General features: G+C 43.4%; 26 protein-coding genes and 1 pseudogene. 12 read left to right on the top strand and 15 right to left on the bottom strand.

The window, feature by feature from the left end:
- Window positions 1-46 precede the first annotated feature (46 nt).
- Window positions 47-541, bottom strand: coding sequence for a copper resistance protein NlpE (locus AC1IR0_RS01530; RefSeq protein ID WP_005107501.1), 495 nt, complete (start codon window positions 539-541; stop codon window positions 47-49).
- Window positions 542-768: 227 nt separating this feature from the next.
- Here AC1IR0_RS01530 and AC1IR0_RS01525 point away from each other — a divergent pair, with 227 nt between their 5' ends.
- Window positions 769-1,923, top strand: coding sequence for a LuxR C-terminal-related transcriptional regulator (locus AC1IR0_RS01525; protein WP_005246939.1), 1,155 nt, complete (start codon window positions 769-771; stop codon window positions 1,921-1,923).
- Window positions 1,924-1,961: 38 nt separating this feature from the next.
- On the opposite strand, the gene AC1IR0_RS01520 is transcribed toward AC1IR0_RS01525, so the two are convergent.
- Window positions 1,962-3,125, bottom strand: a complete 1,164-nt coding sequence (locus tag AC1IR0_RS01520) for a hypothetical protein (RefSeq protein ID WP_479741128.1) — start codon at window positions 3,123-3,125, stop codon at window positions 1,962-1,964.
- 363 nt (window positions 3,126-3,488) lie between these two features.
- On the opposite strand from AC1IR0_RS01520, the gene AC1IR0_RS01515 reads away from it, so the two are divergent.
- On the top strand, window positions 3,489-4,037 hold the full coding sequence (locus AC1IR0_RS01515; protein ID WP_085064787.1) for a 1-acyl-sn-glycerol-3-phosphate acyltransferase: 549 nt from the start codon (window positions 3,489-3,491) through the stop codon (window positions 4,035-4,037).
- A gap of 71 nt (window positions 4,038-4,108) precedes the next feature.
- On the opposite strand, the gene AC1IR0_RS01510 is transcribed toward AC1IR0_RS01515, so the two are convergent.
- The 3 genes and pseudogenes from AC1IR0_RS01510 to AC1IR0_RS01500 all read right to left on the bottom strand — a co-directional run bounded on the left by AC1IR0_RS01510 (window position 4,109) and on the right by AC1IR0_RS01500 (window position 6,164).
- Window positions 4,109-4,435 (bottom strand): hypothetical protein, encoded by a 327-nt coding sequence (locus tag AC1IR0_RS01510; protein WP_479741127.1) that lies wholly within the window; start codon window positions 4,433-4,435, stop codon window positions 4,109-4,111.
- Between the two features lie 134 nt (window positions 4,436-4,569).
- Complete coding sequence (locus AC1IR0_RS01505) at window positions 4,570-5,331, bottom strand: 3-oxoacyl-ACP reductase (protein ID WP_479741126.1); 762 nt, start codon at window positions 5,329-5,331, stop codon at window positions 4,570-4,572.
- Between the two features lie 98 nt (window positions 5,332-5,429).
- Window positions 5,430-6,164 (bottom strand): annotated as a pseudogene (locus AC1IR0_RS01500) (sulfite exporter TauE/SafE family protein).
- A 246-nt stretch (window positions 6,165-6,410) separates the two neighbouring features.
- On the opposite strand from AC1IR0_RS01500, the gene AC1IR0_RS01495 reads away from it, so the two are divergent.
- A complete protein-coding gene (locus tag AC1IR0_RS01495) occupies window positions 6,411-6,623 on the top strand; it encodes a hypothetical protein (protein ID WP_005104632.1) in 213 nt (70 codons plus the stop codon).
- An 87-nt stretch (window positions 6,624-6,710) separates the two neighbouring features.
- Here AC1IR0_RS01495 and rsmD read toward each other — a convergent pair whose 3' ends face one another.
- Both rsmD and mrdA read right to left on the bottom strand, forming a co-directional pair.
- Window positions 6,711-7,268 carry a 16S rRNA (guanine(966)-N(2))-methyltransferase RsmD gene (rsmD, locus tag AC1IR0_RS01490; RefSeq protein ID WP_004279484.1) on the bottom strand — a complete coding sequence of 186 codons (558 nt, stop codon included), beginning with the start codon at window positions 7,266-7,268 and terminating at the stop codon, window positions 6,711-6,713.
- Window positions 7,269-7,270: 2 nt separating this feature from the next.
- Window positions 7,271-9,322, bottom strand: coding sequence for a penicillin-binding protein 2 (gene mrdA / locus AC1IR0_RS01485; RefSeq protein ID WP_409653335.1), 2,052 nt, complete (start codon window positions 9,320-9,322; stop codon window positions 7,271-7,273).
- Window positions 9,323-9,560: 238 nt separating this feature from the next.
- Between mrdA and AC1IR0_RS01480 the strand changes: the two genes are divergently transcribed.
- The 4 genes from AC1IR0_RS01480 to AC1IR0_RS01465 all read left to right on the top strand — a co-directional run bounded on the left by AC1IR0_RS01480 (window position 9,561) and on the right by AC1IR0_RS01465 (window position 12,497).
- Window positions 9,561-10,079 (top strand): hypothetical protein, encoded by a 519-nt coding sequence (locus AC1IR0_RS01480; protein ID WP_004279486.1) that lies wholly within the window; start codon window positions 9,561-9,563, stop codon window positions 10,077-10,079.
- Between the two features lie 65 nt (window positions 10,080-10,144).
- Window positions 10,145-11,461, top strand: coding sequence for a DUF445 domain-containing protein (locus tag AC1IR0_RS01475; protein ID WP_004279487.1), 1,317 nt, complete (start codon window positions 10,145-10,147; stop codon window positions 11,459-11,461).
- A 75-nt stretch (window positions 11,462-11,536) separates the two neighbouring features.
- Window positions 11,537-12,196, top strand: a complete 660-nt coding sequence (gene adk, locus AC1IR0_RS01470; RefSeq protein WP_253147639.1) for an adenylate kinase — start codon at window positions 11,537-11,539, stop codon at window positions 12,194-12,196.
- Between the two features lie 88 nt (window positions 12,197-12,284).
- On the top strand, window positions 12,285-12,497 hold the full coding sequence (locus tag AC1IR0_RS01465) for a hypothetical protein (RefSeq protein ID WP_004279489.1): 213 nt from the start codon (window positions 12,285-12,287) through the stop codon (window positions 12,495-12,497).
- Between the two features lie 116 nt (window positions 12,498-12,613).
- Here the strand turns inward: AC1IR0_RS01465 and nth are convergent, their stop codons facing one another.
- The gene (nth, locus tag AC1IR0_RS01460; RefSeq protein ID WP_253112817.1) at window positions 12,614-13,327 is read right to left on the bottom strand and encodes an endonuclease III; all 714 of its coding nucleotides are present in this window, start codon (window positions 13,325-13,327) and stop codon (window positions 12,614-12,616) included.
- 3 nt (window positions 13,328-13,330) lie between these two features.
- Window positions 13,331-14,131, bottom strand: a complete 801-nt coding sequence (locus AC1IR0_RS01455; RefSeq protein ID WP_409653331.1) for an RnfABCDGE type electron transport complex subunit B — start codon at window positions 14,129-14,131, stop codon at window positions 13,331-13,333.
- 349 nt (window positions 14,132-14,480) lie between these two features.
- Here AC1IR0_RS01455 and gdhA point away from each other — a divergent pair, with 349 nt between their 5' ends.
- Window positions 14,481-15,824, top strand: coding sequence for an NADP-specific glutamate dehydrogenase (gene gdhA, locus AC1IR0_RS01450; protein WP_005262305.1), 1,344 nt, complete (start codon window positions 14,481-14,483; stop codon window positions 15,822-15,824).
- Window positions 15,825-15,894: 70 nt separating this feature from the next.
- Here gdhA and AC1IR0_RS01445 read toward each other — a convergent pair whose 3' ends face one another.
- The 3 genes from AC1IR0_RS01445 to rlmH all read right to left on the bottom strand — a co-directional run bounded on the left by AC1IR0_RS01445 (window position 15,895) and on the right by rlmH (window position 18,165).
- Window positions 15,895-16,668, bottom strand: coding sequence for a DUF4377 domain-containing protein (locus AC1IR0_RS01445; protein WP_409653329.1), 774 nt, complete (start codon window positions 16,666-16,668; stop codon window positions 15,895-15,897).
- A 127-nt stretch (window positions 16,669-16,795) separates the two neighbouring features.
- Window positions 16,796-17,572 (bottom strand): DODA-type extradiol aromatic ring-opening family dioxygenase, encoded by a 777-nt coding sequence (locus AC1IR0_RS01440; RefSeq protein ID WP_004646334.1) that lies wholly within the window; start codon window positions 17,570-17,572, stop codon window positions 16,796-16,798.
- Window positions 17,573-17,682: 110 nt separating this feature from the next.
- On the bottom strand, window positions 17,683-18,165 hold the full coding sequence (gene rlmH / locus AC1IR0_RS01435; protein ID WP_004646335.1) for a 23S rRNA (pseudouridine(1915)-N(3))-methyltransferase RlmH: 483 nt from the start codon (window positions 18,163-18,165) through the stop codon (window positions 17,683-17,685).
- Window positions 18,166-18,332: 167 nt separating this feature from the next.
- On the opposite strand from rlmH, the gene AC1IR0_RS01430 reads away from it, so the two are divergent.
- Window positions 18,333-19,265, top strand: coding sequence for a M28 family peptidase (locus AC1IR0_RS01430; protein ID WP_409653326.1), 933 nt, complete (start codon window positions 18,333-18,335; stop codon window positions 19,263-19,265).
- A 72-nt stretch (window positions 19,266-19,337) separates the two neighbouring features.
- Here the strand turns inward: AC1IR0_RS01430 and lon are convergent, their stop codons facing one another.
- The gene (gene lon, locus AC1IR0_RS01425; RefSeq protein WP_184412537.1) at window positions 19,338-21,764 is read right to left on the bottom strand and encodes an endopeptidase La; all 2,427 of its coding nucleotides are present in this window, start codon (window positions 21,762-21,764) and stop codon (window positions 19,338-19,340) included.
- A 147-nt stretch (window positions 21,765-21,911) separates the two neighbouring features.
- On the bottom strand, window positions 21,912-22,493 hold the full coding sequence (locus AC1IR0_RS01420) for a 5-formyltetrahydrofolate cyclo-ligase (RefSeq protein WP_479741125.1): 582 nt from the start codon (window positions 22,491-22,493) through the stop codon (window positions 21,912-21,914).
- Between the two features lie 443 nt (window positions 22,494-22,936).
- On the opposite strand from AC1IR0_RS01420, the gene AC1IR0_RS01415 reads away from it, so the two are divergent.
- On the top strand, window positions 22,937-23,419 hold the full coding sequence (locus tag AC1IR0_RS01415; protein ID WP_195726074.1) for a VOC family protein: 483 nt from the start codon (window positions 22,937-22,939) through the stop codon (window positions 23,417-23,419).
- 212 nt (window positions 23,420-23,631) lie between these two features.
- Here the strand turns inward: AC1IR0_RS01415 and AC1IR0_RS01410 are convergent, their stop codons facing one another.
- The gene (locus AC1IR0_RS01410; RefSeq protein WP_479741124.1) at window positions 23,632-23,766 is read right to left on the bottom strand and encodes a hypothetical protein; all 135 of its coding nucleotides are present in this window, start codon (window positions 23,764-23,766) and stop codon (window positions 23,632-23,634) included.
- Here AC1IR0_RS01410 and AC1IR0_RS01405 point away from each other — a divergent pair.
- Together AC1IR0_RS01405 and AC1IR0_RS01400 are read left to right on the top strand one after the other, a co-directional pair.
- Window positions 23,765-24,211, top strand: a complete 447-nt coding sequence (locus AC1IR0_RS01405; protein WP_479741123.1) for a hypothetical protein — start codon at window positions 23,765-23,767, stop codon at window positions 24,209-24,211. The two genes, AC1IR0_RS01410 and AC1IR0_RS01405, sit on opposite strands and share 2 nt — an antisense overlap.
- Before the next feature lie 358 nt (window positions 24,212-24,569).
- Window positions 24,570-24,797, top strand: a complete 228-nt coding sequence (locus AC1IR0_RS01400) for a hypothetical protein (RefSeq protein ID WP_129716794.1) — start codon at window positions 24,570-24,572, stop codon at window positions 24,795-24,797.
- Window positions 24,798-24,867: the final 70 nt, after the last annotated feature.

The raw sequence follows: 24,867 nt of genomic DNA, 5'->3' as shown, positions 1-24,867 counted from the left end.
TAAAAAATCCCCGCAATAGCGGGGATTTTTTTATGCGTTTACAAAATTATGATGCGGACTTTTTAACTAATTTATAATTTAAATTACTGTCGATTTTTTTACCTGATTTCATCTCGCGTGCTTCAACAAAATTTTCACCAACAAAGAATTTACGGTTTTCAGCTTTGTTATCTAATGTGATGATTGAAGGATCTTGAGGGTCAAAACTGAAACTACCTTTAGTTTCCGTCTCATTATTTCCAGCTTTACCTAAATATTCCTCATTTAGCTCATAGGTTTTATCCGGATTGAGATCTAACTCGACCTTAATCCCTTCACAGTCAGCACAAGGAAAAACACCTTCGTATTCACCTGCCCAATCTAGCGAAGTTTCTGCGCTATCAGCACGGTTCACACTAGTATCCGCGTTATTTTGCTCCATCATGGCTGGGCTGGATTGAGCATTATTACTCATCGGCTCATTATCATTGGGCTTTGAACAGGCGGTTAAAGCTCCTGCAAGAACGACTGCTATCGCAGCAGTAAGCGTTAATTTTTTCATTGTTTTGACCCTATTAAATTATTTGTTATGAATTACATTAAAAGTAGTCAGTACAGATAAATAGGGCAATCTTGTTAAAGTTTGATTCATTAGGTGAATCAGGTCAAAGTTATTGATAAGTGAGCAGGATTTAAGAATTTTTAGCCAAATTTAAAGTCACTTTATGCTGTTTCGTTAACCAATTCTGAACGCTATGATTAGAAAATAATGATAATGCGGAGGGGATAATGAAATTAGAACAAGAAAATAATCTGATTGCAAAAATTTATGATGCTGCTGTATTGCCATCTTTGTGGCTGGACGTGATCAAAGATATCGTGAGCTATACTAAAAGTAAGAGTGCAATTTTTACCGGTCTGGATCAGCTTAATCCAGGCTATGATTTTGTTTACACGCACAATATCCCGAGTGAAAGTCTGGCTGCTTATCAAGATGAGCGTATCAGAGTGATTGATATGAAATTGCATATGCCATTATGGAATGCGATCGAGATGGGCGATGCATTGAGTCATAACTGTCAGCACTATGCAGAACAGCCGGGTACGGATCACTATGTTTTCTATGAGAAGTGTTTAAAGCCTGGCGGTGTATCTTATCTGGCAGGGGTATTGCTGGATCGGGGAAATTATCGTTGGGCGGTACTGGGTATTCATCGTGCTCCTGAGGTGCAGCCTTTTGAACAAGTTGAGCTGGATTTTCTAAGACGTATCAGTATTCATTTACGCCGGGCTTTGCAAATTCACCGGCAAATCAACTTGATTCAGCAAGATAATTTAAGCTTGTATACCGTATTGGATAGTTTAAAAACCGGAATTGTACTGCTCGATCAAAACCTGTGTTTAAGTTATTCCAATCCTGTTGCGCAAAAGATGCTTGATCAAAGTTCATGTCTGGATCTGGATATACATAACCGTCTAAAAACCAATTATGCTCAGCAGATACGTTTTGATCAGCTATTAGAAAGTGCTTTGCTGGAAGATACGACCATTCAGACTGAGGTGGGTGGAGTCTTGGCGTTGAGTGATGGGGCAGGCTCGCAATTTATGCTGACGGTGGTGCCATTTAAAAAATTAAGAAATATGCAGCATTTACAGTCTGCTCAGCATCAGATTGCCTTATTTATGACAGATAAAAATCAGCATTACTCCCTGTCAAGAGCTTACCTACAACAGTGTTACCAGCTTTCCAAACGAGAGTTTGATTTATGCGAGTTGTTAATTAATGGTTATAAAATAGAAGATATTGCAGAACAGTGTGGCATTACGTTGAGTTCGGTACGGACATATTTTAAAAATATTTATGAAAAAACCCAATGTTGTTCGCAAATCGAACTGATGCATTTATTGATGGGCTGTACCATTCAATTTGAACATATTGATTAAACCGGCCTGAATTTCATATTCAAGCCGGTTTATATGGGTTATTTAACACGTTGTAAAGTTACAGGATCTTCACCTTGCGGATGTAAGATAAGATTGTTGTTAGATATATTGATGCTTGCAATTGTCTTACTGCCATTTGAACTATCTTGTAATCCACCACACTCGTTGGTATCGAATAATACCTCGGTTGTGGTGAGAGTATTTGCTGACAATGTATATTTGCCATATTCAATTCCTGGCCAACCACAGTCATCTCCACCTCCAGTGTCTAGGAAGAAATAATAGTTGTTATCGAAGAAAGCAAATAGGTGCGTTTCATTAAGTCGCCACGTGCCGACGAGACTATTGGACTGCTTAACTCGATTTAAACGGTATTCAGTATTAACGCCTGGTTCAGTAAGAATTAATTGAGTTCCATTAAAGTTTAAAGAATAAGGTTTATTCTCGGCAGGATGTGAAAGTCCCCATTCACCATTGGTATCATGCAGGATTTCCGGTTCAATCACGGTTGTTGTTGCATTCCATTTTAAGCGGCCCATTTCAATGCCTGCTTGACCACTCTCATCTTTGGCTTCTGCTTCACCTAGTGCATAGCGTCCATCTTCCAAAATGTGAATCAACACAGCAGTGTTATCGGTACGGTTAATCTCCCAAGTGCCGGCAATATCTTTGTAGAAGGTCGCTTGGAAGTGTGCTTTAGCATCCTCTTCATTCACTAACTTTTCTTCAGGAATTACTGTTTTGACAATAGCTTCATTTTTAAAGTCATTATAAGGTTGGTCAAAATTGATACTCTGATTTTTTAAGGCATCTGTAGTGGCCGTACTAATTTTAAGTTTGTCATCGTTATCATCTCCATCTAAGGATTGTAAAAATACCAGTAAGTTAAGGCGAGCATTTTCAGTCTCAGCTAAATCCAAAGGGGTAACACGTTCTTTTGCTTCAATTTCATCCCCGAGTTGAACATCACCAATATAGAATTTAACCGTTTCTCCTTCATTGAAGTTAAATTCACCATCGTCATTGGTAAAACCTGTAGCACCACTACTTGTGACATAGCGTACCCCAGCAATCACAGCATCCGTTAGTACCCCGGTCTGGGTTCCAATATTACTTGTTGGAGGTGTACTTGAGTTATCATCCGAACCACCACAGGCACTAAGTAACCCTGCTAAAGCAATACAAAGTAAAGTCTTTTTCATTAGAATCTTCCTGAAATTTATAATGTGGATTCAGTATAAAAAGACCCTTATATTTGCCATATCCCAAAATGAGGAGGTTAAGAGCTTTTTAATGCATGAATCCTTTAAATTAGAAAGAAATTCCTATTTATATTGGGAAGCAATCTTAACTATCCGTAAATTGATGTATGAGATAAGTTGAAAGGTGGCAAAAATAATCAACTATTCATTTAAAAATTCTAATTATACAAATATAGATTAACTGTTTATTTATTGATCATAGAGCACTATCTATATTTGCCGAGGTTGCTAAAATTCGCGCAATTTTGAATAGAATTGGTGCGTGACGTGTTTGAGAAGTTAGCAGAACAAAGCCTGAGGCTGATGGGTTGGGAAATTGATAACCATTGGCCCTTAGATTTAGACCAATGTGTCATGATTGCTGCGCCTCATACCAGTAATTGGGATGCACTGTATGCGCGACTGGCCTTAAAAGCATTAGGTGTGAATGTTCGCTTAACCATTAAAGACAGTTATATGAAATTGCCATTTGGACCTTTTGTGCGTGCTATGGGCGGTATCGGGATTGATCGCCGTCCTAAACAGCCGGGGGAGCCTAGTCCGAGTATGGTTCAGGTGATGACGGAATTATTCAAGACCCATCCTAAACTGGTGATGCTGGTCACGCCAGAAGCGACTCGTGCTAAACAGGAACAGTGGAAGACAGGTTTTTATCATGTTGCGATTAATGCAGGTGTGCCGATTGCATTGGCCTATATGGATTATGAGAAGAAGAAAACTGGTGTAGGTAAAATTGTTTATCCGACAGGGGATTATGAAAAAGACATGGCAGAAATCATGGCATTTTATGCAGAGATTCAGCCAAAATTCCCTGAATGCTTCAGCGTAGATCAGCGCTATTATCAGAATTAAAATTGAGTTGAAAAAAAGCAGGAAAATTCTCCTGCTTTTTTATTGCCTAATCATCATGAAGATTGACAGACTTAAGATGCATTTTCAGAAGCGGGTAAAATTCCACCCAGATTTTGGCAGGCATCTTTATACAGATCATATTGCTGTTCCACCACTTCATGCAATGGCAGGTCAAATAACTCTTCACCCTGATGATACTGTTTGATATAAGATTCGACTTTGGATTTGCTGCTATACAACATCTGCTGATAATAGTCGGTCATACTGCTATGTGGCATTTGGGCGGTATCTACCTTGGCACAATGGAAATTTTGCAGTAATTGTTCGGACTTCTTCAAATCGCTGGACATACAACCTGCCAGTAGCAAGGTACTGAGCAATGTCGTGATCAATTTCATGGAAAGTAGACTAAAGGCTTTATGGGAGCGCACTATTGTAGAAGTAAAACCCGGTCACAAAACCTTTTTAATCTACCAAATGGTTAAAAAATAGAACAACAGAATTTGAAAATTCAAGTCCATTCTCTAAACATTTAACCTTTGACCAAGCCACCATCTACAATCAGGTTTTGTCCTGTGACAGCACGTGAATAAGGTGACAAAAACATCAGGATTGCAGCAGCAAATTCTTCTGGTGTAATTACGCGGCGTAAAGGCGTCGATTGAGCAATCAGGTCAAAGACAAAGTCAGGTGTGGCCTTACTGGCATCTGTCGTTTGTAACAGACCTCCAGAGAGCATATTCACATTAATGCCATATTGCCCCAAATCCTGCGCCGTGGTGCGGGTAAAGGCCAATAATGCTGCTTTGGCGGCGGTATAGTCATGATAAGGAACCACTGGATTTTGCACGAGATTTGTACCAATATTCACGATCCGGCCGAACCCTGCTTGTTTCATATCATCCAGAGCGGCTTGTGTGGTATTTAAGGCAGCCTGTACTGCACCGCTAAATTGCCGTTGCAATATTTCCCAAGTCAGCGTTTCTACTTTAGGGCGTGCATCGCCATTAAATTCAAATTGAATCAGTGCATTATTGACTACAGCATGAATTGCTTCACCGAAATGGGTTTTAGCCGCGGCAAATAAAGCGCGGACCTGATCAACTTGGGTCACATCTGCCTGATAAATAAAGACTTGGTCTGGATGTTGCTGGGCCAGCTGTTCAGCTTGCTGCTGACTGCTATGATAATTGACGACCACGCGCGCGCCCTCAGCCAGTAAAGCCTGAGTAATGGCTAAACCCAAACCACGTGCACCACCGGTAACAAGAACAATCTGATCACGAATCTGCATAATGATGATCTATATTTACAAAGATTGGCCTTAACATAGCAGTTATTTCAACGGATTCAAGCTTTAGCGGGGAAGACAGACTCGGCTTGATCTTGTGTTTAAATGAATTGGGACGCTAATAGAAAACAGCCTGCACTAAAGAGTAAACTTAAGATCATGCGTTTGAACAGTAATTCCGAAATTTTATAAAATAGTTTTGCGCCTAAAATTGCCGGAATACTCACAAAAACAATCAGCAAGGCCATATAGGGTAAATGGCTTTGATTGATCAGGCCTTGCCATACATAAGTACCCAGCGTGAAAAGCTGAATTGCAAAATTAAAATGCCGCAAAATATAGCGCTGCTGGGTTTTGGGTAATTGTTTTAACATCACCCAGGCCGAAGGAATGGCACCGCAAAAACCGCCCAGTCCTCCTAAAATTCCGCCAATAAAACCGATGCAGCTATCAGCCAATTTTCCTGAATACTGAATTGTTTTGAATTGCGGATTGAGCAGCATGAGCGGACACTACAGTACCAAAAGAAATCCCAAGATCATTCTCAAGGTATCTGCTTGAATAATCTGTAACAGATAAGTACCAAGCGACACGCCAATCAAACCAGCAATCAGATAAGGCAGCACCAACTGTCTGGATAAAACCGGCTGTTTTTGTTCCTGACTGAGGGAAATCACATGACTCCAGATCGAGGCAAATACCAGCAAGGGCGCGGCCAGTTGCGGAGGCAGTACCCAAACCCAGAAAGACATGGCGATCAGAGCAAAGGCAAAGCCGGTCAGTCCCTGTACAAAACCAGCCACCATTGCCCCAAGAATAAATAATAGCCAAGTCATACAGATCAGGTCAGAAGCAAAGGCGGCAGTATTCTCAAGATTCAAACAAAAGCCAAGCTTCCATTTAGCTGGATTTATGCAAATGAAAGTTCAAATTCTCATAAAAGCATGAATGCTAATTAAGAAAAAAGAGGTTTACGGCCATGCATAAAACATGCATAAATCTCTACAAGAGTGCAACAATGGCTCCGTTCACTCTCCATGAACTCGCCTGATACTGACAGAGTACAGTAAGAGGTGATGGACATGATGAAAAAAGTGATATTACTTTCTGTATTGGCTGTGTCATTAACCGGTTGTGTGGTTGATCCTTGGGATGATGATTATCGTGGCAACAGAGATCGTAATGGACATTATGATCGAGACCACAGAGATCATGACTGGAAAAATAAGGATCATAAAGATCATCGGGATTGGAAACGTGACCGAGATAACCGCGACTGGCGCCGTGATCGTTAATCACAGTCTTTAAATTTGACTGACTACAATGACAAAAAGGATTCCATTGAGGAATCCTTTTTTAATGTCTCTTCAAAACAATTTAAATCAAGAAATACTTTTTTGATAAAGCCCCGCACGAACTGTACCGGCTTTGGTATTTTTAATTAAACGCCATGAGGATGGCAATTTAAGCAATTGTAAATCACGATCTGCTTCTACATAAATATAGGCATTGTCCTTGATCAGAGGATCTGCCTTTAGCGCGAGTTCTTCCCATAAATCCAGGCTATATGGCGGATCTAGAAAAACCAGATCAAACTGTGCCTGAAGGGTAGACAAAGCTTGCTGCGCCGTAGCCACTTTTAATTGTGCACGTGCTTTGGTGACTTTTAAAAGTTCCAGATTTTGGGTCAGAAATTGTGCCTGAGTACGATCCGGCTCAATCATCACCACTGATGCAGCACCACGCGATAATGCCTCAAACGCCAATGCCCCAGAACCGGCACAAATATCCAACACCTGGGCATTTTGTACATCCCACATCAGCCAATTAAACAGTGTTTCCCGAACACGGTCAGGCGTCGGGCGCAAACCCTCAATGCTGGCAAAAGGCAGTTGGCGGCGTTTCCAGTCACCACCAATAATTCGAAGTTGGTTTTTCATCTTTAGTCTCGCTCTACTGGTGTAGGAGCAGGTGTTGCTGCGGGAGATGCAGTCGTATTTGCAGAAGCCGGAGCAGTCATTTCGGGCTGGCCACTGGCGGGAACGGCACTAGATGCTGCATCTTGACTTAACATCCCTGCACCACTTGGCAATTCAGCTGGCTTGATTCCGGCCGTCATCAGACCCCCACTTAATTGATGGCCTTGTGGGCGTACCGGATTTTTATCTTTATGCAGTAACCAGTAATCAAAAATTGGACGGGCCAGAGCCGTTGCGGCACTACCACCGCGACCATTTTCCAAAATGACTGCAATCGCAATTTCAGGATTTTCAGCAGGTGCAAAACCGACAAACAAACCATGATCCAGCTGACGATCGGTCAATAAGGATTCATTATAACGCTTGCCTTGAGCAATACTTTTCACCTGTGCCGTACCGGTTTTTCCGGCAATAGAATATTGTAAGCCGCTTTTAATGCCTCGGCCTGTACCGGATTGAATTACGTCCACCATTGCATCACGCATCTTGATCCAGTCTTCTTCCTGACCATTAAAATCGATCTTGCCATGGGTGCCATTATGCATCTTGAACGGTTTGGCACCGCGACTTTCACGCAAAACATGGGGAATGACTTTATTGCCATGATTGGCAGTAATGGCTGTGGCCATAGCCAGCTGTAATGGCGTTGAAGTAAAAGCACCCTGACCAATACTGACAGAAATGGTTTCACCACGTGACCATTTGGCCTTGCGGGTACGCATTTTCCATTCCGGGTTTGGATACAGTCCTGAGCTTTCACTTGGTAAATCCACCCCGGTTTTTTCGCCAAAGCCAAACTGACGCATCCAGGTATTCATTTTTTCAATGCCCATCCGGTAGGACATGACATAGAAATAGGTATCACAGGAGACGACCTGCGCCTTATGCATATTCACTGCACCATGCCCGGATTTTTTATGGTCACGGAAACGGTGACTGTCTCCCGGCAGACTGAAATAGCCTGGATCAGAAATAGTGGTATCCCAGTCCACCAAACCATGATGCAGACCACCGAGTGCAAACATTGGTTTAATAGTAGAGCCAGGCGGATAAACCCCTTGCACGGCACGGTTATATAAAGGTTGATCAAGGTTATCACGCAGGAACGAATAATCTTTGGTGCTGATCCCGGTCACAAACAGGTTAGGGTTAAAACTTGGACTGGAGACCAGCGCCAGAATTTCCCCGGTTTTGGGATTCATCGCCACAATCGCGCCACGACGCCCGGCCAGTTGCTCCGAAGCGACTACCTGCAAGCCGTAATCCAGTGACAGGAACAGATCATTACCACGTACCGGATCTTTACGGCCCAAATGACGCAGCACATTACCAAAGGCATCTGCTTCTACCGATTCATTTCCCGGCACACCATGTAAAAGTTCTTCATAGGATTTTTCCACACCGATTTTTCCGATCAGGTTGGTTCCAGCATAGAGATCCTTATCAATTGATTTCAGTTCTTTGTCATTAATCCGACCGACATAACCAATCACATGTGCGAACAGGTCACCATGCGGATAGTAGCGGGTCATCTGGGTTTCAATATTCACGCCCGGAAATTGATATTTCACTTCACTGAAACGGGCAATATCATTTTCATTCAGGTTGAGCTTGATTGAAACCCGTTCGGTTTTACGTGCTGTTTTAATCCGGGTTTGAAAGCGTTCAAGATCTTCTTCGGTCAATTCCAGAATCGGTTTCAGGCGTTCGAGCGTTTGATCGATATCCTGTACGTCAGCACGACTTAAAGTGGCAGTAAATACCGGGTAATTATCGGCCAGCAACACGCCGTTACGGTCATAAATATAACCACGCGCTGGCGGCAAAGGTTGCAGACGAATCCGGTTTTCATCAGAAGCTGTAGTAAAGCTTTCAAAGTTGAACAGTTGCAAATAGGCATAGCGGCTGACCAGCAGCAGCATAAAGAAAATGACAATACCCATGGAAATCAAGACTCGACTGCGATAGATGCGCTTTTCTTGTTGTGCATTTTTTAAAGGAAAGTGCTGCTTCATACGCGATCGACTTAAGACCTGAGAGTGGTAGAAAAGAATCAAAGTGGAGTATTCTAACGCAACTGCACTTGATTTGATAATGAAAAACTGCCCTTGCAATCAGTTCCTTTAAGCTTTGACTTTGCAGACATTAAAATTGTAAAGTGCTGTATATAAGAGTTGTGATAATTCTGCTAGAGTAAAATCTAATAAAAATAGGACTATACCAAAAACTATAATTAAGGAAGATGGTGAAGGAATGAACAAGGTTTACCCTTTGTTAGCGTTTGCATTGTGGGCGAACGGGGCTTATGCACATGATCAGATTAATAATACTGCAACCAAAATAGAGCCTGCTCAGGCAAAAGCCTTTAATGTGGGTGTTGGTTTTACCCAGAAATTACTGCATTTAAATACCGAATGGGTGAACCCTTATGGGATTGCTTATGTGAAAGGTGGTGTTTTTCTGGATGATGATCGTACGATTGGCGGCCAGGCAGGCTTTCGTTATCCAGCACACCTCACCGGCAAAGACAAAAATGGTTATTATGTCGGGGTTTATGCCGGTCATATCGACAGCAAACAGGTTGATGGCGAGTATGAAGGCCGTTTAGGTGCTGGCGTTGATTTGGCCTATGTTTTGCTTAGTTCAGAACGGATCAGCAGTTTTAGTATCGGGATCGGTGCCGGAGAGAAACTCGAAGACCGAAATGGTCGTGCTGTGGCTGAAACAGAACCCCGGCTACAATTTTCCTATACTTTAAGTATCGGTTTATAGACAAAATATTCGACCTTATTAATATGTGTATTCTGTGAACAAAAAATTAAATATGGAAGTTATGCATGCTTGAGTACGTCAACGAGTTGTGGCAAACCTTTGTAAACCGCCCGGATTTTTGGGCCGTGCTCAGCATTATTCCAGTGACTGCATTTGTAACCTGGGCTCACGTCTGGATGGCGCTGAAAATGGTCTTTTATCCGATCAATTTTTGGGGTTTCCATCTCGGGCCTTTACCTGTGGGCTGGCAAGGGATTGTGCCACGCAAAGCTGGACGTATTTCAGGCATTATTACCGATAACACACTGTCAAAATTAGGCTCTATCCGCGAATTTTTACAGGCGATGGATCCGGATGATATGGCACGCATCATTGGCGAGCAGGTCGGTTTCGAACTGGAACACCTGATCGATGAAGTGATGATGGATCGCAATGCGGTGCTCTGGGAAAACCTACCTTTTGCTATTAAGCGCAGAATTTATGCACAAGCACAAAAACAAATGCCGGCAATTTTGCGTGAATTAGTGACTGAGCTGACCATGAACGTCGAGTCACTTGTGGATATGCGTGAAATGGTGGTCAGCCAGATGGAAGGTGACCGCCGGTTAATGGTGCGGATGTTCCTGAAAGTGGGTCAAAAAGAGATCAACTTTATCTGGCATATCAGTGCCCTCATCGGGATGTTCTTTGGTATCTTCCAAATGATTGTCTGGTTTGTGGTGCCGTGGCACTGGACCGTACCGTTCTGGGCGGCCATCTGGGGCTTTTTGACCAACTGGATCGCGATCTGGATGGTATTCAACCCGCTCTATCCACACCCGGTAAAGTACCCGCAATTCTTTGCCCGTACCACAAACCGCAAATTTCCGTGGATTAAACCGGTCATTCCGCGTATTGGCACCTATAACATACAAGGCGCATTTATGAAACGTCAGGATGAAGTCTCTGACGTCTTCGCAAGTGTAGTCACAGAAGACCTGATTACGTTAAAATCGATCATGACCGAGATGATGTATGGCGGCAGAAAAGACAAAACCCGCCGCATTATCAAACGTCATATTAATGAAATTATGGAAACACCCCTGGTTCGGACCTCTTTACAGCTGTCTTTAGGACCAAAAGAGTATGCAAAACTCAAGACGGACTTGATCGATCGCTCGATTGAAATTACGATGGTACCTGTATGCGACCCAGCATTTAATGCGAGCCGTGCACAGAAAATCTATCAAATGTTTAGAGACCGCATACGTGAGTTGACTCCGAAGGAGTTTCAGAATCTTTTACGTCCTGCATTTCAGGAAGATGAATGGATTCTGATTTTATTGGGTGGGGTAACCGGTTTTGTCGCGGGTTTAATCCATTTGTTTGTGGCTTTCTTATAATGAGATGTCGGGGGACACAATCGGGTGATTGTGGTCGTGGCGTCATACATATTGTTTAAATGAGGATGTTTATATATGCGCATTATCTTACTCGGACCACCTGGAGCAGGTAAAGGTACACAAGCTCAGTTGATCTGTAAGCGCTACAATATCCCACAAATTTCAACCGGTGATATGCTCCGTGCTGCAATTCGTGAAGGAACTGAATTAGGTCTACAAGCTAAAAGTGTCATGGACAATGGCGGTTTGGTTTCTGATGAGTTGATCATTGGTCTGGTGAAAGAGCGCATTGCGCAACCTGACTGTGTAAACGGCTGCATTTTTGATGGTTTCCCGCGTACCATTCCTCAAGCAGAAGCTTTGGAAAATGAAGGCATCACTATTGATCACGTGATTGAAATTGATGTACCGGATGAAGAGATCGTACAACGTCTTTCTGGCCGTCGTCAGCACCCGGCATCTGGCCGTGTGTATCACATCGTTTACAATCCGCCAAAAGTGGAAGGTAAGGATGACGAAACGGGTGAAGATCTGGTTCAGCGTCCTGATGATCTGGAAGCAACAATTCGCAAGCGTCTAGGTTCTTACCACACTGAAACCGAGCAACTGGTTGGTTTCTACCAAGGCCGTGCAGCGTCTGGTGAAAATGCACCAACTTATGACAAGCTAAACGGTTTACGTCCAATCGATGAAGTTCAAACTGATCTTTTCGCGATTCTGGATCAGGCAAAATAATCGGCTGACGATGATTTTGACAATCGGAGAGCCCTAAGTCATATTAGGGCTCTTTTTTATTGCGTATTTGAACAGGGTACTTGTTGCTATGAAATTTGGCGTATTGGTGTTGATGGTAGTCTTTCTGGCAGTATTGGTAGGTCTGTTCTATTTCAGTTTTAAAATGCTCAACAAAGTACGTCAGGAAGAACGTGCTGAAAATGCAGCAAAGCGACCTGAGCGCCAGCTCCATCCAAAATTACAAGCCGAACTTGAACAGCGCAAGCAGCAGGAAAAGGCTGAACAAGATCAGGATAAATAATCCATAATAGTTCAGCTCAGCTAAGAATTTGGTTTGAACGAAAAGCACTCTTCTCATAGTCGATAAAAAGGTGACACATTGGTCACCTATTTTTATCCCAGCTTGATCACGCCGTTCTATTCAGCAAGCTCAATATTTTTCACTGCAATTTGGCGGGCTGCACCAAATTCAAACCGATCCGGCCAGTTACACACATCGGATACTACACATTCATGACATTTCGGTTTGCGCGCAATACACGTATAACGACCGTGTAAAATCAGCCAGTGATGTGAATCAATGATAAATTCCTTGGGAATGACTTTGACCAGACGGTGTTCAACTTCCAACACATTTTTGCCAACCGCTAGTCCGGTACGGTTACCTACCCGGAAAATATGGGTATCAACCGCCATGGTCGGCTGACCAAAGGCCGTATTCAGTACCACATTCGCCGTTTTACGACCTACACCCGGCAGGGCTTCTAAGTCTGCACGATTGTCCGGTACGATGCTGTTGTGCTTCTGAATCAGCATCTCACAGGCTTTAATCACGTTGACCGCTTTCGAGTTATATAAACCAATGGTCTTGATATATTCCTTCAAGCCATCCACACCTAGGGCATAAATGGCTTCCGGTGTATTGGCGACGGGAAAGAGTTTGTCTGTGGCTTTATTGACACTGACATCGGTAGCTTGAGCAGAGAGCGTGACCGCGACCAGCAATTCAAAGGGATTCGCATAATTCAGCTCGGTTTTTGGATTGGGTCGCTGTTCACGCAGACGTTCAAAAAAGGTCTGAATCTGCTTTTTGGTCATGTTTTTAACAGGCTTGGCCTTTGCTGTTGTCATGTTCTATCCCTGTAAAGCCTGTAAAGCTTGTAATTGCTGTGTCAGTTCTTCCAGTTGGGTACGTTTTCGGGCATCTTCACGAACCGAAAGTTGTTTTTCCAGTTTTTTAATTTGGGTACGTAGTTTTGCCAGTTCAATCGTGGTCTTGGAATCGAGGGCTACAGGTGCATTCTCTGGCTTGCTCGCGACTTCAATCACGGGAAGTTGCTCATTTAAAGCAGAGAAACGGGCAAACAGGGCAGTATCGATTTCTGCACGGACCACAGGTCCCTTACGATCGGTACGCCGTTTTTCTTCACGCTGGATGTGCGCATAGTAACGCTGACGCAGATCATCCTGTTCCGCAAGACGCTGAGCTTCAGTCGGCAAGGGTTGTTGATCTTCAACCAGATCGATGCAGTCTACCGGACAAGGCGGGATACAAAGCTCACAGCCGGTACACAGGTCAGTGAGCACTGTATGCATCAGTTTACCGGAACCAATAATCGCATCGACCGGGCAGGCGCTAATGCATTTGGTACAGCCGATACATTCATCTTCACGAATTACGGCTTTGATGCGCTGAGGACGACCATCGGCTTGAACTGGCCAGACACTTTCTTCAGGCACAAGTTTAGGACGATTTAATAATTCAGCCAAAGCATCGGCAACAGGCTGTCCGCCCGGCACACATTTATTGGCATTTTCCCCCTCAGTAATCGACTGGGCATAAGGTAAACATCCGTCACGGTGACCGCAGAGTCCACATTGGGTTTGGGGGAGTAAAGCGTCAATCGATTGGACCAGAGAAATGGGCGAATTCATGTATAACCAGCGTTACTCATGGCAAGCATGAGAGAGTAAGTGAAACAAAATATGTCGATTCATCAATTTTAACATATTTTTAAACTCCTAAGTCGTGCGCAATTAAGGGTCAACTTGTGCCTTATTATTAGGCATAAATCTGAATGTAAGCCTTGATTCGATTGGCATTTCCTGACATAGAAAAAATTTTCATAATCAATATAAATATTTGTTATCAAATTAATTTTAAAGTATTTTCAAAAAAAGTATTGTAGATTAGTTACAAAAGATATTTAATATTTTGCGCCAAAATTTAACATTGATTGTAAATTTGACCAATTTTGATCCATTTTCTGCTGAGGATTAAGCGTTGAAATACAACACACTTAATGAGTTCCTAGATTACGTAAAATCACGTGATGCACATCAACCAGAATTTCTTCAAGCTGTAGAAGAAGTGATGACCAGTTTGTGGCCGTTCATTGAAAAGAACCCACAATACGCAGCACATGGTTTACTAGAACGTCTAGTTGAGCCAGAACGTGCGATCCAGTTCCGAGTTTCTTGGGTAGATGACCAAGGTCAGACTCAAGTAAACCGTGCGTTCCGCGTACAGTACAACTCAGCGATCGGTCCATTTAAAGGTGGTATGCGTTTCCACCCTTCAGTGAATCTTTCAATCCTAAAATTCTTAGGCTTTGAGCAAACATTTAAAAATGCTTTAACCACACTTCCTATGGGTGGCGGTAAAGGCGGTTCTGATTTTGACCCTAAAGGCAAATCAGAAGGCGAAATCATGCGTTTCTGCCAGGCTTTAATGATCGAGCTGTATCGTCACCTTGGTGCGAACACAGATATCCCTGCAGGTGATATTGGTGTAGGCGGTCGTGAAGTGGGCTACATGGCCGGCATGATGAAAAAATTAAGTAACGACACGGCATGTGTATTCACTGGTAAAGGTTTAACTTTCGGTGGTTCATTGGCACGTCCGGAAGCAACGGGTTACGGTACTGTGTATTTCGCTGAGGAAATGCTTAAGTCTCGTGGCGAAAGCTTCAAAGATAAAGTCGTTGCGATTTCAGGTTCTGGTAACGTTGCTCAATATGCTGCTGAAAAAGCAATGTACCTCGGTGCGAAAGTGGTTTCACTTTCTGACTCTGCCGGTACAGTTCACGTTAAAGACGGTTTCACTGAGGCGCTTCTTGCTGAAGTCATGGAACTTAAAAATGTAAAACGTGGCCGTATTTCAGAATTCGCATCTAAACATGGTTTCGAATATCTTGAAGGACAACGTCCTTGGGGTATCAAGTGTGATATCGCATTGCCATGTGCGACTCAAAACGAACTGGATGCAGACGACGCTGCTAAGCTTCTTGCAAACGGTGTAATCTGTGTAGCTGAAGGCGCGAACATGCCTTCTACACTTGAAGCGGTTGAGAAATTCGTTGAAGCGAAAATTCTTTATGCGCCAGGTAAAGCATCAAATGCAGGTGGTGTGGCAACTTCTGGTCTGGAAATGTCTCAAAACGCATTGCGTTTAGGCTGGACTTTCGAAGAAGTTGATGAGCGCTTACACGCAATCATGAAAGAAATTCACCGCAATTGCGTAAAATTCGGTACTAAGGAAGACGGTACTGTGAACTATGTAGACGGTGCAAACATTGCTGGCTTCGTAAAAGTTGCTGATGCGATGCTTGCTCAAGGCGTATTCTAAGTCTGACTTAGTCTAAGCTGAAAAAACCGGGGCTGTTGCCCCGGTTTTTTTATATCTGGTATTTTTAGCCTTAAAGAGCACCCTTAACTAATTCACGCTCAACCGCCATATCAAAAATATAGGCATATTTCGATTGATCAGCTGCCGGATGCTTAATTTCAAAACGTTTGACCCGAATAATCTGCCGTTCATTTGGTGAATGCCGAAAACCTTCAATCTGATCATAGAATAAAGTCCAGTCCTTATCGACCTGAGTTTTCAGGCCATTCTGATCATATTTCACTTCTTTGACTTGCAAGCAGCTTTGTTGGGTTACGCCGGTACATTGTTTGGTATCGGGGGAAATTTCCAGAAAAATTGTTTCAGCCTGTCCTTGGTATTTGGTTTCCGGAGTCATTTTCCCGATAAATTCATAGGTTTGACCATTTGCGGCTATCAACGTTAGGGTCGGCTTGTCAGGATCTGTGGTATTGAGCGTAAAAGGAATGTCACGCTTCTGTAAAAGTTGGCTGACAAAACGTTCCTGCTCCATCAATGCTGCATCACAGGCCATTTCAGTGCCTATAACTTCGCTGGTGGTGATGATATTGTTTTTGACTGACCAGGTCGTCCCGAGTCCATTACAGCCCGTCACGGCGCTCAGCCGGCCTTGAGCGTTGAAACTCAGTACAACGGGTCGTTCTAGTCCACGATTCAGTTCCCAGTAATAGGCTGGAAGAATCTGATCTGCATTTTTTTGCTGGATGGTGGCCACCGCAAGATCTCCAGCTCGTTGAATATCACTGGACTGACAGCCTGCAAAAGTTAAAGGCAATAATGCCAGCACAATAAATTTTAATTTCATGGACTTATAATGAAGTATATAAAGTTCAAACAATAATAATGGATGTATTGCAAAAAAATATGGATACATTTCGCAGCTTTGAGTTGCAAAATGTATCCATCATTAAGATTTTAGCGCTGAAGCAAGATTAATCGAAGCGGTAAATATCCATACCGAGTGAACCCATGGTGAAACTGCTATGTACCAGACTAAAACGCTGACCTGTGCCCATCGCAAAGAAAATCGGAGCAAAATGTTCCAGCGTTGGATGATTCCGTGCCATATGCGGAATATTGGACCAGTCCAGTACAGCATCATAATCATTGTGCGTCAGTTTATGCACCACAAAATTACGGAAGCCTGAGGCCCATTCGGGTACATCAGCAGCCGATCCATCCCAAGACAGTTCACGTAAATTATGGGTAATACTGCCCGAACCAATCAGCAGGATTTGCTGTTCACGTAAAGGTGCGAGACTTTGACCAATCTGATAAATCTCATCCGCACTCATCGACATGGGTAAGGAAATTTCTACCACGGGAATGTTGGCATCTGGATACATATGTAGCAGCGGCATCCATACACCATGATCACGCGGACGAGTACTGTTGGCATGTGCAGAAAAGCCGGCATTGGCCAGCAAGCCTAAGACTTTCTCGGCCAATTCAGGATTTCCCGGTGCAGGGTAGCGTAATTGATAAAGTTCAGGCGGGAAACCACGAAAATCATGCCAAGTTTCTGGGCGAATTGCGCTACTGACTTCCAACGCATCACTTTCCCAATGCGCAGACATCACAATAATCGCTTCCGGGCGTGGCAGATTTTCGCTCAAACGATGCAAGGCAGGACCCACTTGCTCAGGATTCAGCGCCAGCATAGGAGAGCCATGAGAAATAAATAAGCCGGGCAACGTTTGTAAGTTCATAAGTCAAACCACATCTGGAAGATGCCTCAATAATGCATGAAAAATAGAAATAAGAGCAGAAGAGATTATTCAACAAAACGTTGCATATAAAGAACGCTTCAGCAAAATCATTAGCCTGCTCGGTGATAAGGATGGTTGTTATTGATGCTCATGGCACGATAAAGCTGCTCGATCAGCATCACACGTACCAGAGGATGCGGCAGAGTTAACTTGGAAAGTGACCAGTGCCATGCAGCAGCTTTACGCACGGCTTCTGAGTGACCATCCGGTCCACCAATTGCAAGTGCTACATCATTGCCTTCCAGCATCCAGCCTTTCATGGTTTCAGCCAGTTTCTCGGTACTGAATTCGCGTCCGCCCACTTCTAGTGCAATCAGGGTTTCATTCTGCTTGAGCGCATTTAAAATGCTGTCGCCCTCAATATTGCGGTATTTCAGAATATCCGCTTCAGAATCATTTTTCCCGCGCTTGGCCATCGGCAGTTCAATAATCTGGGTCTGTACAAAAGGCTGAATACGTTTGAAATAATCTTCAAAACCAGTCAGCACCCACGCTGGCATTTTTTGACCAATGGTCAGGATACGGATTTTCATACAGACAGATCAATAATTGGATACCTCATTATAACGATCAAACAACATGAAGTTGAGCAGGGAAACAAATTGAAATTGAAATGAGAGATTTAGTGTTGCTTTAATGTCCTTAGTTCAAGTATCCGCTTGATAAAGGAATGGAATAATAATAAATGCGGAACAGTGTCATGATAAAAGGATGTTGTACTGTGCTGCTGTTACTGATAGGCCTCATGGGGCCTGGTCTCTGTGCAGCCAATTCGAGCAAAAATGCTCAGGTCTCTCATCTGGAATTATTTTTTAGCCAGATCATGAGTGTCGATGAATACCGAAATTATAAAAATTTAAAAGAGCTGAATCGGGTATCTGTCTGGATCAAAGGGCAGATGCAGCGCTTTGGTATTCCATGCCAGTTTCAGGTTTATGTGGTCAATAACCTGAGTTACCGAAATGTCATCTGTAGCTTGGATACTCAAGCCAAAACCAAGATGGTGATGGGGGCACATTATGATGTCTTTAGTGCCCGAAACGGTGCTGATAATAATGCCTCAGGGGTAGCGGGTTTACTGGAAACTGCAAGATTACTGGCCCTGCAAAAATCCAAGCTCAAACATGATGTCGAATTTGCTTTCTATACGCTTGAAGAGCCGCCTTTTTTCAAGACAGAACATATGGGCAGTTATATGCATGCCAAGTCTTTAAAAAAGCAGAAGCAGAAAATTGAGGGCGTGGTGATTCTGGATTCGATTGGTTATTTTGATGAACATCAGGTGCAGAGCTATCCGGTGGGATTAAAATGGATTTATCCACGACATGGCAATTTCATTGCAGCCATTGGGCATTTAGCCTCAACTGGCCTGACTGGAGATTATTGTGATGCCATGCAGCGTTTTAACCGTCTGGAATGTCAACGCTTTGTCAGCCCAAGTTTTGCTCAGGATATGAATTTCTCGGGCTATCTGAATTATGCCAAATTCAACTATTCGACCATGCTGATTACCGATACTGCGAGTTATCGTAATCCTTATTACAATACCGAATTGGATACCCTCGACAAGCTTGATCTGAACAAGATGACTCATGTGATTGAGGGATTGGTTACGATGGCACTACAGCCATAATTCAGTTGTTTTATTCAATAACTCAATAAAAAACCCTGCCGAAGCAGGGTTTTTTATACGAAACATCAAGTCTTAATGACGCGCTGCTTTCGCTTCTTCTTTGGTTTTCACAATTGGTGCTTTAACCAAGGCTTTTGGCAAAGAGGTCAGTGCCAGCGGTAAAATCTCATCAATCGATTTTACGGCTTTAATTTCTAGACCTTCTTTGACATTTTCTGGAATTTCCGCCAGGTCACGTACGTTTTCCTGTGGAATGAATACCAGCTTGATGCCACCACGATGGGCTGCCAAAAGTTTCTCTTTCAAGCCACCGATACGCAGCGCACGACCGCCCAGACTGGTTTCACCTGTCATCGCGATATCCGGACGAATCGGGATACCCGTGAAAGCAGATACCAATGCTGTAGTCAAAGCCAAACCTGCCGATGGACCATCTTTCGGTGTTGCGCCTTCAGGTAAATGCACATGCACGTCGGTTTCTTCAAAGCGCGAGGCTTCGATGCCGAGTTCATCCGCACGGGTACGCACTACAGTCATCGCAGCGGTAATCGATTCTTTCATGACATCGCCCAGAGAACCGGTGGTAATGAACTTACCTTTACCTGGAACTGCTGCAACTTCAATGGTCAGTAATTCACCACCAACAGAAGTCCAAGCCAGACCATTTACACGGCCGATTTGCGCTTCTTCTTCCGCCATACCATAGTCAAATTTATGTGGACCTAAGTATTCTGGAAGATTCGCTGCGGTCACTTCAACCTGAAGATTTTTAGCTTTCTTGCTAACCGCTTCTTTTACCACTTTACGTGCAATTTTTGACACTTCACGTTCAAGGTTACGTACACCGGCTTCACGGGTATAGCGGCGCACGATGTCACGAATCGCTTCTTCATGCACGGTCAATTCTTTGGCACGTAGACCATTGTTCTTGATTGCTTTAGGAACAAGGTAACGATCCGCAATATTGACTTTCTCTTCTTCGGTATAACCCGGGAGACGAATCACTTCCATACGGTCGAGCAGGGCCTCAGGAATGTTCATGCTGTTCGCGGTACAGATAAACATCACTTCAGACAGGTCCAGATCCAAATCCAGATAGTGATCGCTGAACTTGTTGTTTTGTGATGGATCAAGTACCTCAAGCATCGCAGAAGCCGGATCGCCACGGTAGTCTTGCGCCATCTTGTCGATTTCATCGAGCAGGAACAACGGGTTTTTTACACCCACTTTAGTCAATGACTGCACAATTTTACCTGGCATCGCACCGATATAGGTACGACGGTGACCGCGAATTTCCGCTTCATCACGCACGCCGCCCAGTGCCATACGCACGAACTCACGACCAGTTGCTTTGGCAATTGATTCACCGAGTGAAGTTTTACCCACACCTGGAGGACCAACCAGACACAGAATCGGGCCACGCAATTTTTTCACGCGTGACTGAACTGCCAGATATTCCACAATGCGATCTTTGACATCGTCCAGACCATAATGGTCTGCATCCAGAATTTCCTGTGCTTTGCTCAGGTTAATGCTGACTTTGCTGGCTTTATTCCATGGTGTATCCAGAATGACTTCCAGATAGTTACGTACCACAGCAGCTTCACTTGAAGCAGGCTGCATCGCTTTTAATTTACGGAATTCAGCTTCTGCTTTTTTACGTACATGCTCAGGCAAATCTGCTTCAGCCAGACGTTTTTCAATTTCAGCGACATCGTCTTCCGCACCGCCATTCATATCAGAAAGCTCGCGCTGAATGACTTTCATTTTTTCATTCAGGAAATATTCGCGCTGGTTCTTTTCCATCTGACGTTTAACAGAGTCATGCAGGGTTTGCTCAATCTGTTGTTCTTCAGACTGTTGCAATAGATAAGTCATCAGCTCAGTCAAATGCGCTTCGAATTCGTCATGTTCCAGGAATTTCTGTTTGACATCAATATTCAATGGAACACGGGTTGCGACGAAGAACAATAACTGTAATAGATCTTCAATTTTGTTGGCTGCGGTGATCAGTTCACGCGCATTACGAAGTTTCGCTTCTGCATATTGAGCGAAAAGCGCACGTAATTCCTGCAAGCGCACAGCTTGGGTGTCTGCATCGACGCTCACCGTCATTGGGCTGAGTTCATGCTCTGCTGTCAGATACTCAGTTTCGTCAATGATGGTTTTCAGCTTGGCACGGTGTAGGCCTTCGATCAGGACTTTAATACAGTTTTCATCATTTTCGTGATTCACAACTTGCACAATCTTCGCGACAGTACCGTATTGATATAAATTGTCGTGATCAATTTCTTCTGTAAGCGAATCTTTTTGCGCAACTACAAATACTAGATTGTCACTGTTACGAGCCACATCAACTGCATTGATCGATTTTTCACGACCGACAAACAGCGCAATTTGCATATGCGGATAAACCACCACATCACGCAACGCCAAAAGGGGTAGTACACTTGGAACCTGAGGCTCTAAGGTTTCTTGATTCATAATAATTTCAGACATGAGCACTCCTAATGAGTGACAACGGTGTTGCCATGCTTTTAATAGTGATGGGTAATTTTAAAAATACAAGGGCAGTTAAGATTAAATTGTATGAAAAATGACTAATTATGTGATTTTAAAGTAGTTAGCAAGGGTAAAATTGCAAAATTAACGTTTGAACTTTATAAAAATTGTCGGGGTGATTAAAGCATTAAGGGGCTGATCCCATGGTTCACGCTTTAACGGCTGTTTCAGCAGTTGAAAGTCATGCGCCAGCCCCAGACGGAACGGACGCCCAGGCGCCGAAGCCAAGGTACGATCATAAAAACCGCCACCCATCCCAATCCGTGTACCTGAAGTATCACAGGCCAATAGCGGCATGAGCAATAAATCCAGGTTGGAAACATGCACACCACGGGTGCTCATGGGCTCTCGCATACCCAGCCGATGATGGGCAAAGCGCTTGTTATGATATTGATGCTGGGTGATCCGGATCCAGACCAGCTGTTGATTCATGTCGCAAATCGCTGGGAGATACACCTGTTTGCCCAGTTTAAAGCAGCGTTCAATAATCGCCTGGGTCTGAATCTCCCCAAAAGCATGCAAATACAGGCCAATATGTTGGGCGTGAATAAATTCTGGACTGCGGATCAGGCGGTTTAGAACTTTTTGTGCGGACTGCCTTTGCTCAAATTTAGAGAGATGACGACGTGTTTTACGAAGGTATCTTCTTAATTCCTGAATGGTCATAGGGCAAAAAGCATATGCAACAAAATTGTGCTCTAGTCTAAGTGGGAATTCTGGAAAAGTAAAAAATAATTATGAGCTGCAATTTTATATTATTCCATATCTGCTTATTTAAATTTCGGCTAATTTTGCCAGCAGTCTCAAAGTTAAAAAACTAAAAAAGTATTTATATCACTAATTTTTTTAATATCTCGAAACGGTCAATTCATTTTCTTTGATTCACGATTTTCCAAGCAATCCATCGTTCAGTGACAAACTCTGGAAACGCATCAATTTAAGCACTTTGAAACAGCTTTCGATCAATAAAAATACAATTCTAAAGTAGGTTTATTCTGTTTTTTGGTGAAAGATAGACAAGGGGTCATATGAATATTCTCGACCGATATATAAGACACATTGTGCTTAGGCAGAGCGCGTAAGACCTAAATCAATGGAGATTGAACATGATGAATATTGCGAAGAACACCATCTGCCTTTGGTATGATGACGATGCCGAAGGTGCAGCACGATTTTATGCAGAAACCTTTCCAGACTCCTCAGTTGGCGCGATCAATCTTGCACCCGGAGATTATCCCTCCGGAAAAGAAGGCGATGTTATCACCGTCGAATTTACGGTGATGGGCGTTGCCTGCATTGGACTGAATGGTGGCCCTGACTTTCAACACAATGAAGCATTTTCATTTCAGGTGGCGACTGAAGACCAAGAAGAAACAGACCGATACTGGAATGCCATTGTTGGCAATGGCGGTCAGGAAAGCGAGTGTGGATGGTGTAAAGACAAGTGGGGTATTTCCTGGCAGATTACGCCAATGGTCCTCATCAACGCCTGTAACAGTCCTGACCGTGCTGCGGCCAAGCGCGCATTTAATGCGATGATGACCATGAAGAAAATTGACATCTCCGTGATCGAAGCAGCATTTCGTGGTTAAGCACCAAAGATATTTTCTTTCATTGCAGTTGATATCGCTGTGTAGCGCAATTTCACTGCAATAGTTAAATCTTCTCCTTTCTTTTGATCAACTCAAATTATCCCTCAACTCTATAAGGATACGTTACAAAAATTACAGATTAATCCAACTTGATCTGAACCTAAATCCAATTTCTTCATGATGATTCAAGGAGAATGTGCCATGAATTTTCCTTAATTACTGCTTATGGCGGGATGGGTCGCGCTGTCTGCACCAGCCGCTTTAGCCGTTGAACCGCCCATGTCGGGCAAAGTCAGCTCAGGCGCAGCTTCCTCTGCCGCCGATAAAAAAGCCATCGCGAGTGCCATGACTGCCGCACCTAAAAAAGTAGCTGCTGCAGCCACGATTGTTGCTGTCGGTGCAGATGGCAAAATACGTACCTTGCGCAAGGGCAATAATGGTTTTACCTGTATGCCTGATAATCTGACCACTCCAGGTCCAGACCCAATGTGTATGGATCAGGCCGCTCTAGAATGGGCAGAAGCCTGGATGGGGAATAAACAGCCCACAGTTGGAAAAGTAGGCTTCATGTATATGCTGGCAGGTGGTACGGATGCCAGTAATGTCGATCCCTATGCCAAGAAGCCTACTGCGGGCAATCATTGGGTCAAAACGGGTCCCCATGTCATGATCGTCGGTGCTGAAGCTCGTTTCTATGATATGTATCCTAAACATACGCAACCGGATACCGCTGTGCCTTATGTCATGTGGTCTGGGACGCCTTATCAGCACTTAATGATCCCGGTGAAATAGTGAATACCGTAATGACGAATACACGCTGATTCAAACCTTTCAATTCAGGTATTTAATACACTCAATTTTTATGACTGTACTAAGCTACAAATAGAATAGTTTACTTAGAAGCTCATCGAAAGATGGGCTTTTATATGAGCATTGCAAAAGCTGAAATGATGCAGATTATACAATATGAGTTCCAGAATAATTTTTGCACTGAATTGAAAACAGGCTGAACCAAAAACAACCATCCAATGAAATTCTCCCTAATTTATACATCTTAAATTTTATTAAGACATTGAAAATAAAGTAAAAATTAAACTGGCATAAGTTCTGCATAACTGTATTCAAACTTGGATACAAGATTGGATACAGAATGCTTCATCAGAAAATGATCGGCTGGACAGTCCCAGCATGCCGCGATGCCGATCAGCAAAAAATGCTTCCACTGAATAACTTGGCTCAATTCATTGCCCGACTTGAGGGGAATGAACCTGCCTGGATTTCGGTTAGGACTGCTGCATATCTTATTCAAACAAAAATTGATGTATTCAAAAAACTGTATTTCGGACTGTATGTATCAGAGGCTGCCAGAGATCAGTGACGGCGGTAGGCTTATATGCAGCAGCTTAATCAAAAAAAATAGATCAATTCGGCAGATTCAGAAAATAGAT

The sequence above is a fragment of the Acinetobacter sp. 129952 genome (assembly GCF_056642055.1).
Note: the sequence above shows the minus strand (reverse complement) of the source record. Positions and strands in the feature narration are given on the sequence as shown.

Excerpts from the sequence above, each read along its gene's own strand:
- AC1IR0_RS01530 (WP_005107501.1), bottom strand. The coding sequence starts at position 541 with ATGAAAAAATTAACGCTTACTGCTGCGATAGCAGTCGTTCTTGCAGGA.
- AC1IR0_RS01525 (WP_005246939.1), top strand. The coding sequence starts at position 769 with ATGAAATTAGAACAAGAAAATAATCTGATTGCAAAAATTTATGATGCT.
- AC1IR0_RS01520 (WP_479741128.1), bottom strand. The coding sequence starts at position 3,125 with ATGAAAAAGACTTTACTTTGTATTGCTTTAGCAGGGTTACTTAGTGCC.
- AC1IR0_RS01515 (WP_085064787.1), top strand. The coding sequence starts at position 3,489 with ATGGGTTGGGAAATTGATAACCATTGGCCCTTAGATTTAGACCAATGT.
- AC1IR0_RS01510 (WP_479741127.1), bottom strand. The coding sequence starts at position 4,435 with ATGAAATTGATCACGACATTGCTCAGTACCTTGCTACTGGCAGGTTGT.
- AC1IR0_RS01505 (WP_479741126.1), bottom strand. The coding sequence starts at position 5,331 with ATGCAGATTCGTGATCAGATTGTTCTTGTTACCGGTGGTGCACGTGGT.
- AC1IR0_RS01495 (WP_005104632.1), top strand. The coding sequence starts at position 6,411 with ATGATGAAAAAAGTGATATTACTTTCTGTATTGGCTGTGTCATTAACC.
- rsmD (WP_004279484.1), bottom strand. The coding sequence starts at position 7,268 with ATGAAAAACCAACTTCGAATTATTGGTGGTGACTGGAAACGCCGCCAA.
- mrdA (WP_409653335.1), bottom strand. The coding sequence starts at position 9,322 with ATGAAGCAGCACTTTCCTTTAAAAAATGCACAACAAGAAAAGCGCATC.
- AC1IR0_RS01480 (WP_004279486.1), top strand. The coding sequence starts at position 9,561 with ATGAACAAGGTTTACCCTTTGTTAGCGTTTGCATTGTGGGCGAACGGG.
- AC1IR0_RS01475 (WP_004279487.1), top strand. The coding sequence starts at position 10,145 with ATGCTTGAGTACGTCAACGAGTTGTGGCAAACCTTTGTAAACCGCCCG.
- adk (WP_253147639.1), top strand. The coding sequence starts at position 11,537 with ATGCGCATTATCTTACTCGGACCACCTGGAGCAGGTAAAGGTACACAA.
- AC1IR0_RS01465 (WP_004279489.1), top strand. The coding sequence starts at position 12,285 with ATGAAATTTGGCGTATTGGTGTTGATGGTAGTCTTTCTGGCAGTATTG.
- nth (WP_253112817.1), bottom strand. The coding sequence starts at position 13,327 with ATGACAACAGCAAAGGCCAAGCCTGTTAAAAACATGACCAAAAAGCAG.
- AC1IR0_RS01455 (WP_409653331.1), bottom strand. The coding sequence starts at position 14,131 with ATGAATTCGCCCATTTCTCTGGTCCAATCGATTGACGCTTTACTCCCC.
- AC1IR0_RS01445 (WP_409653329.1), bottom strand. The coding sequence starts at position 16,668 with ATGAAATTAAAATTTATTGTGCTGGCATTATTGCCTTTAACTTTTGCA.
- AC1IR0_RS01440 (WP_004646334.1), bottom strand. The coding sequence starts at position 17,572 with ATGAACTTACAAACGTTGCCCGGCTTATTTATTTCTCATGGCTCTCCT.
- rlmH (WP_004646335.1), bottom strand. The coding sequence starts at position 18,165 with ATGAAAATCCGTATCCTGACCATTGGTCAAAAAATGCCAGCGTGGGTG.
- AC1IR0_RS01430 (WP_409653326.1), top strand. The coding sequence starts at position 18,333 with ATGATAAAAGGATGTTGTACTGTGCTGCTGTTACTGATAGGCCTCATG.
- lon (WP_184412537.1), bottom strand. The coding sequence starts at position 21,764 with ATGTCTGAAATTATTATGAATCAAGAAACCTTAGAGCCTCAGGTTCCA.
- AC1IR0_RS01420 (WP_479741125.1), bottom strand. The coding sequence starts at position 22,493 with ATGACCATTCAGGAATTAAGAAGATACCTTCGTAAAACACGTCGTCAT.
- AC1IR0_RS01415 (WP_195726074.1), top strand. The coding sequence starts at position 22,937 with ATGAATATTGCGAAGAACACCATCTGCCTTTGGTATGATGACGATGCC.
- AC1IR0_RS01405 (WP_479741123.1), top strand. The coding sequence starts at position 23,765 with ATGACTGCCGCACCTAAAAAAGTAGCTGCTGCAGCCACGATTGTTGCT.
- AC1IR0_RS01410 (WP_479741124.1), bottom strand. The coding sequence starts at position 23,766 with ATGGCACTCGCGATGGCTTTTTTATCGGCGGCAGAGGAAGCTGCGCCT.
- AC1IR0_RS01400 (WP_129716794.1), top strand. The coding sequence starts at position 24,570 with ATGCTTCATCAGAAAATGATCGGCTGGACAGTCCCAGCATGCCGCGAT.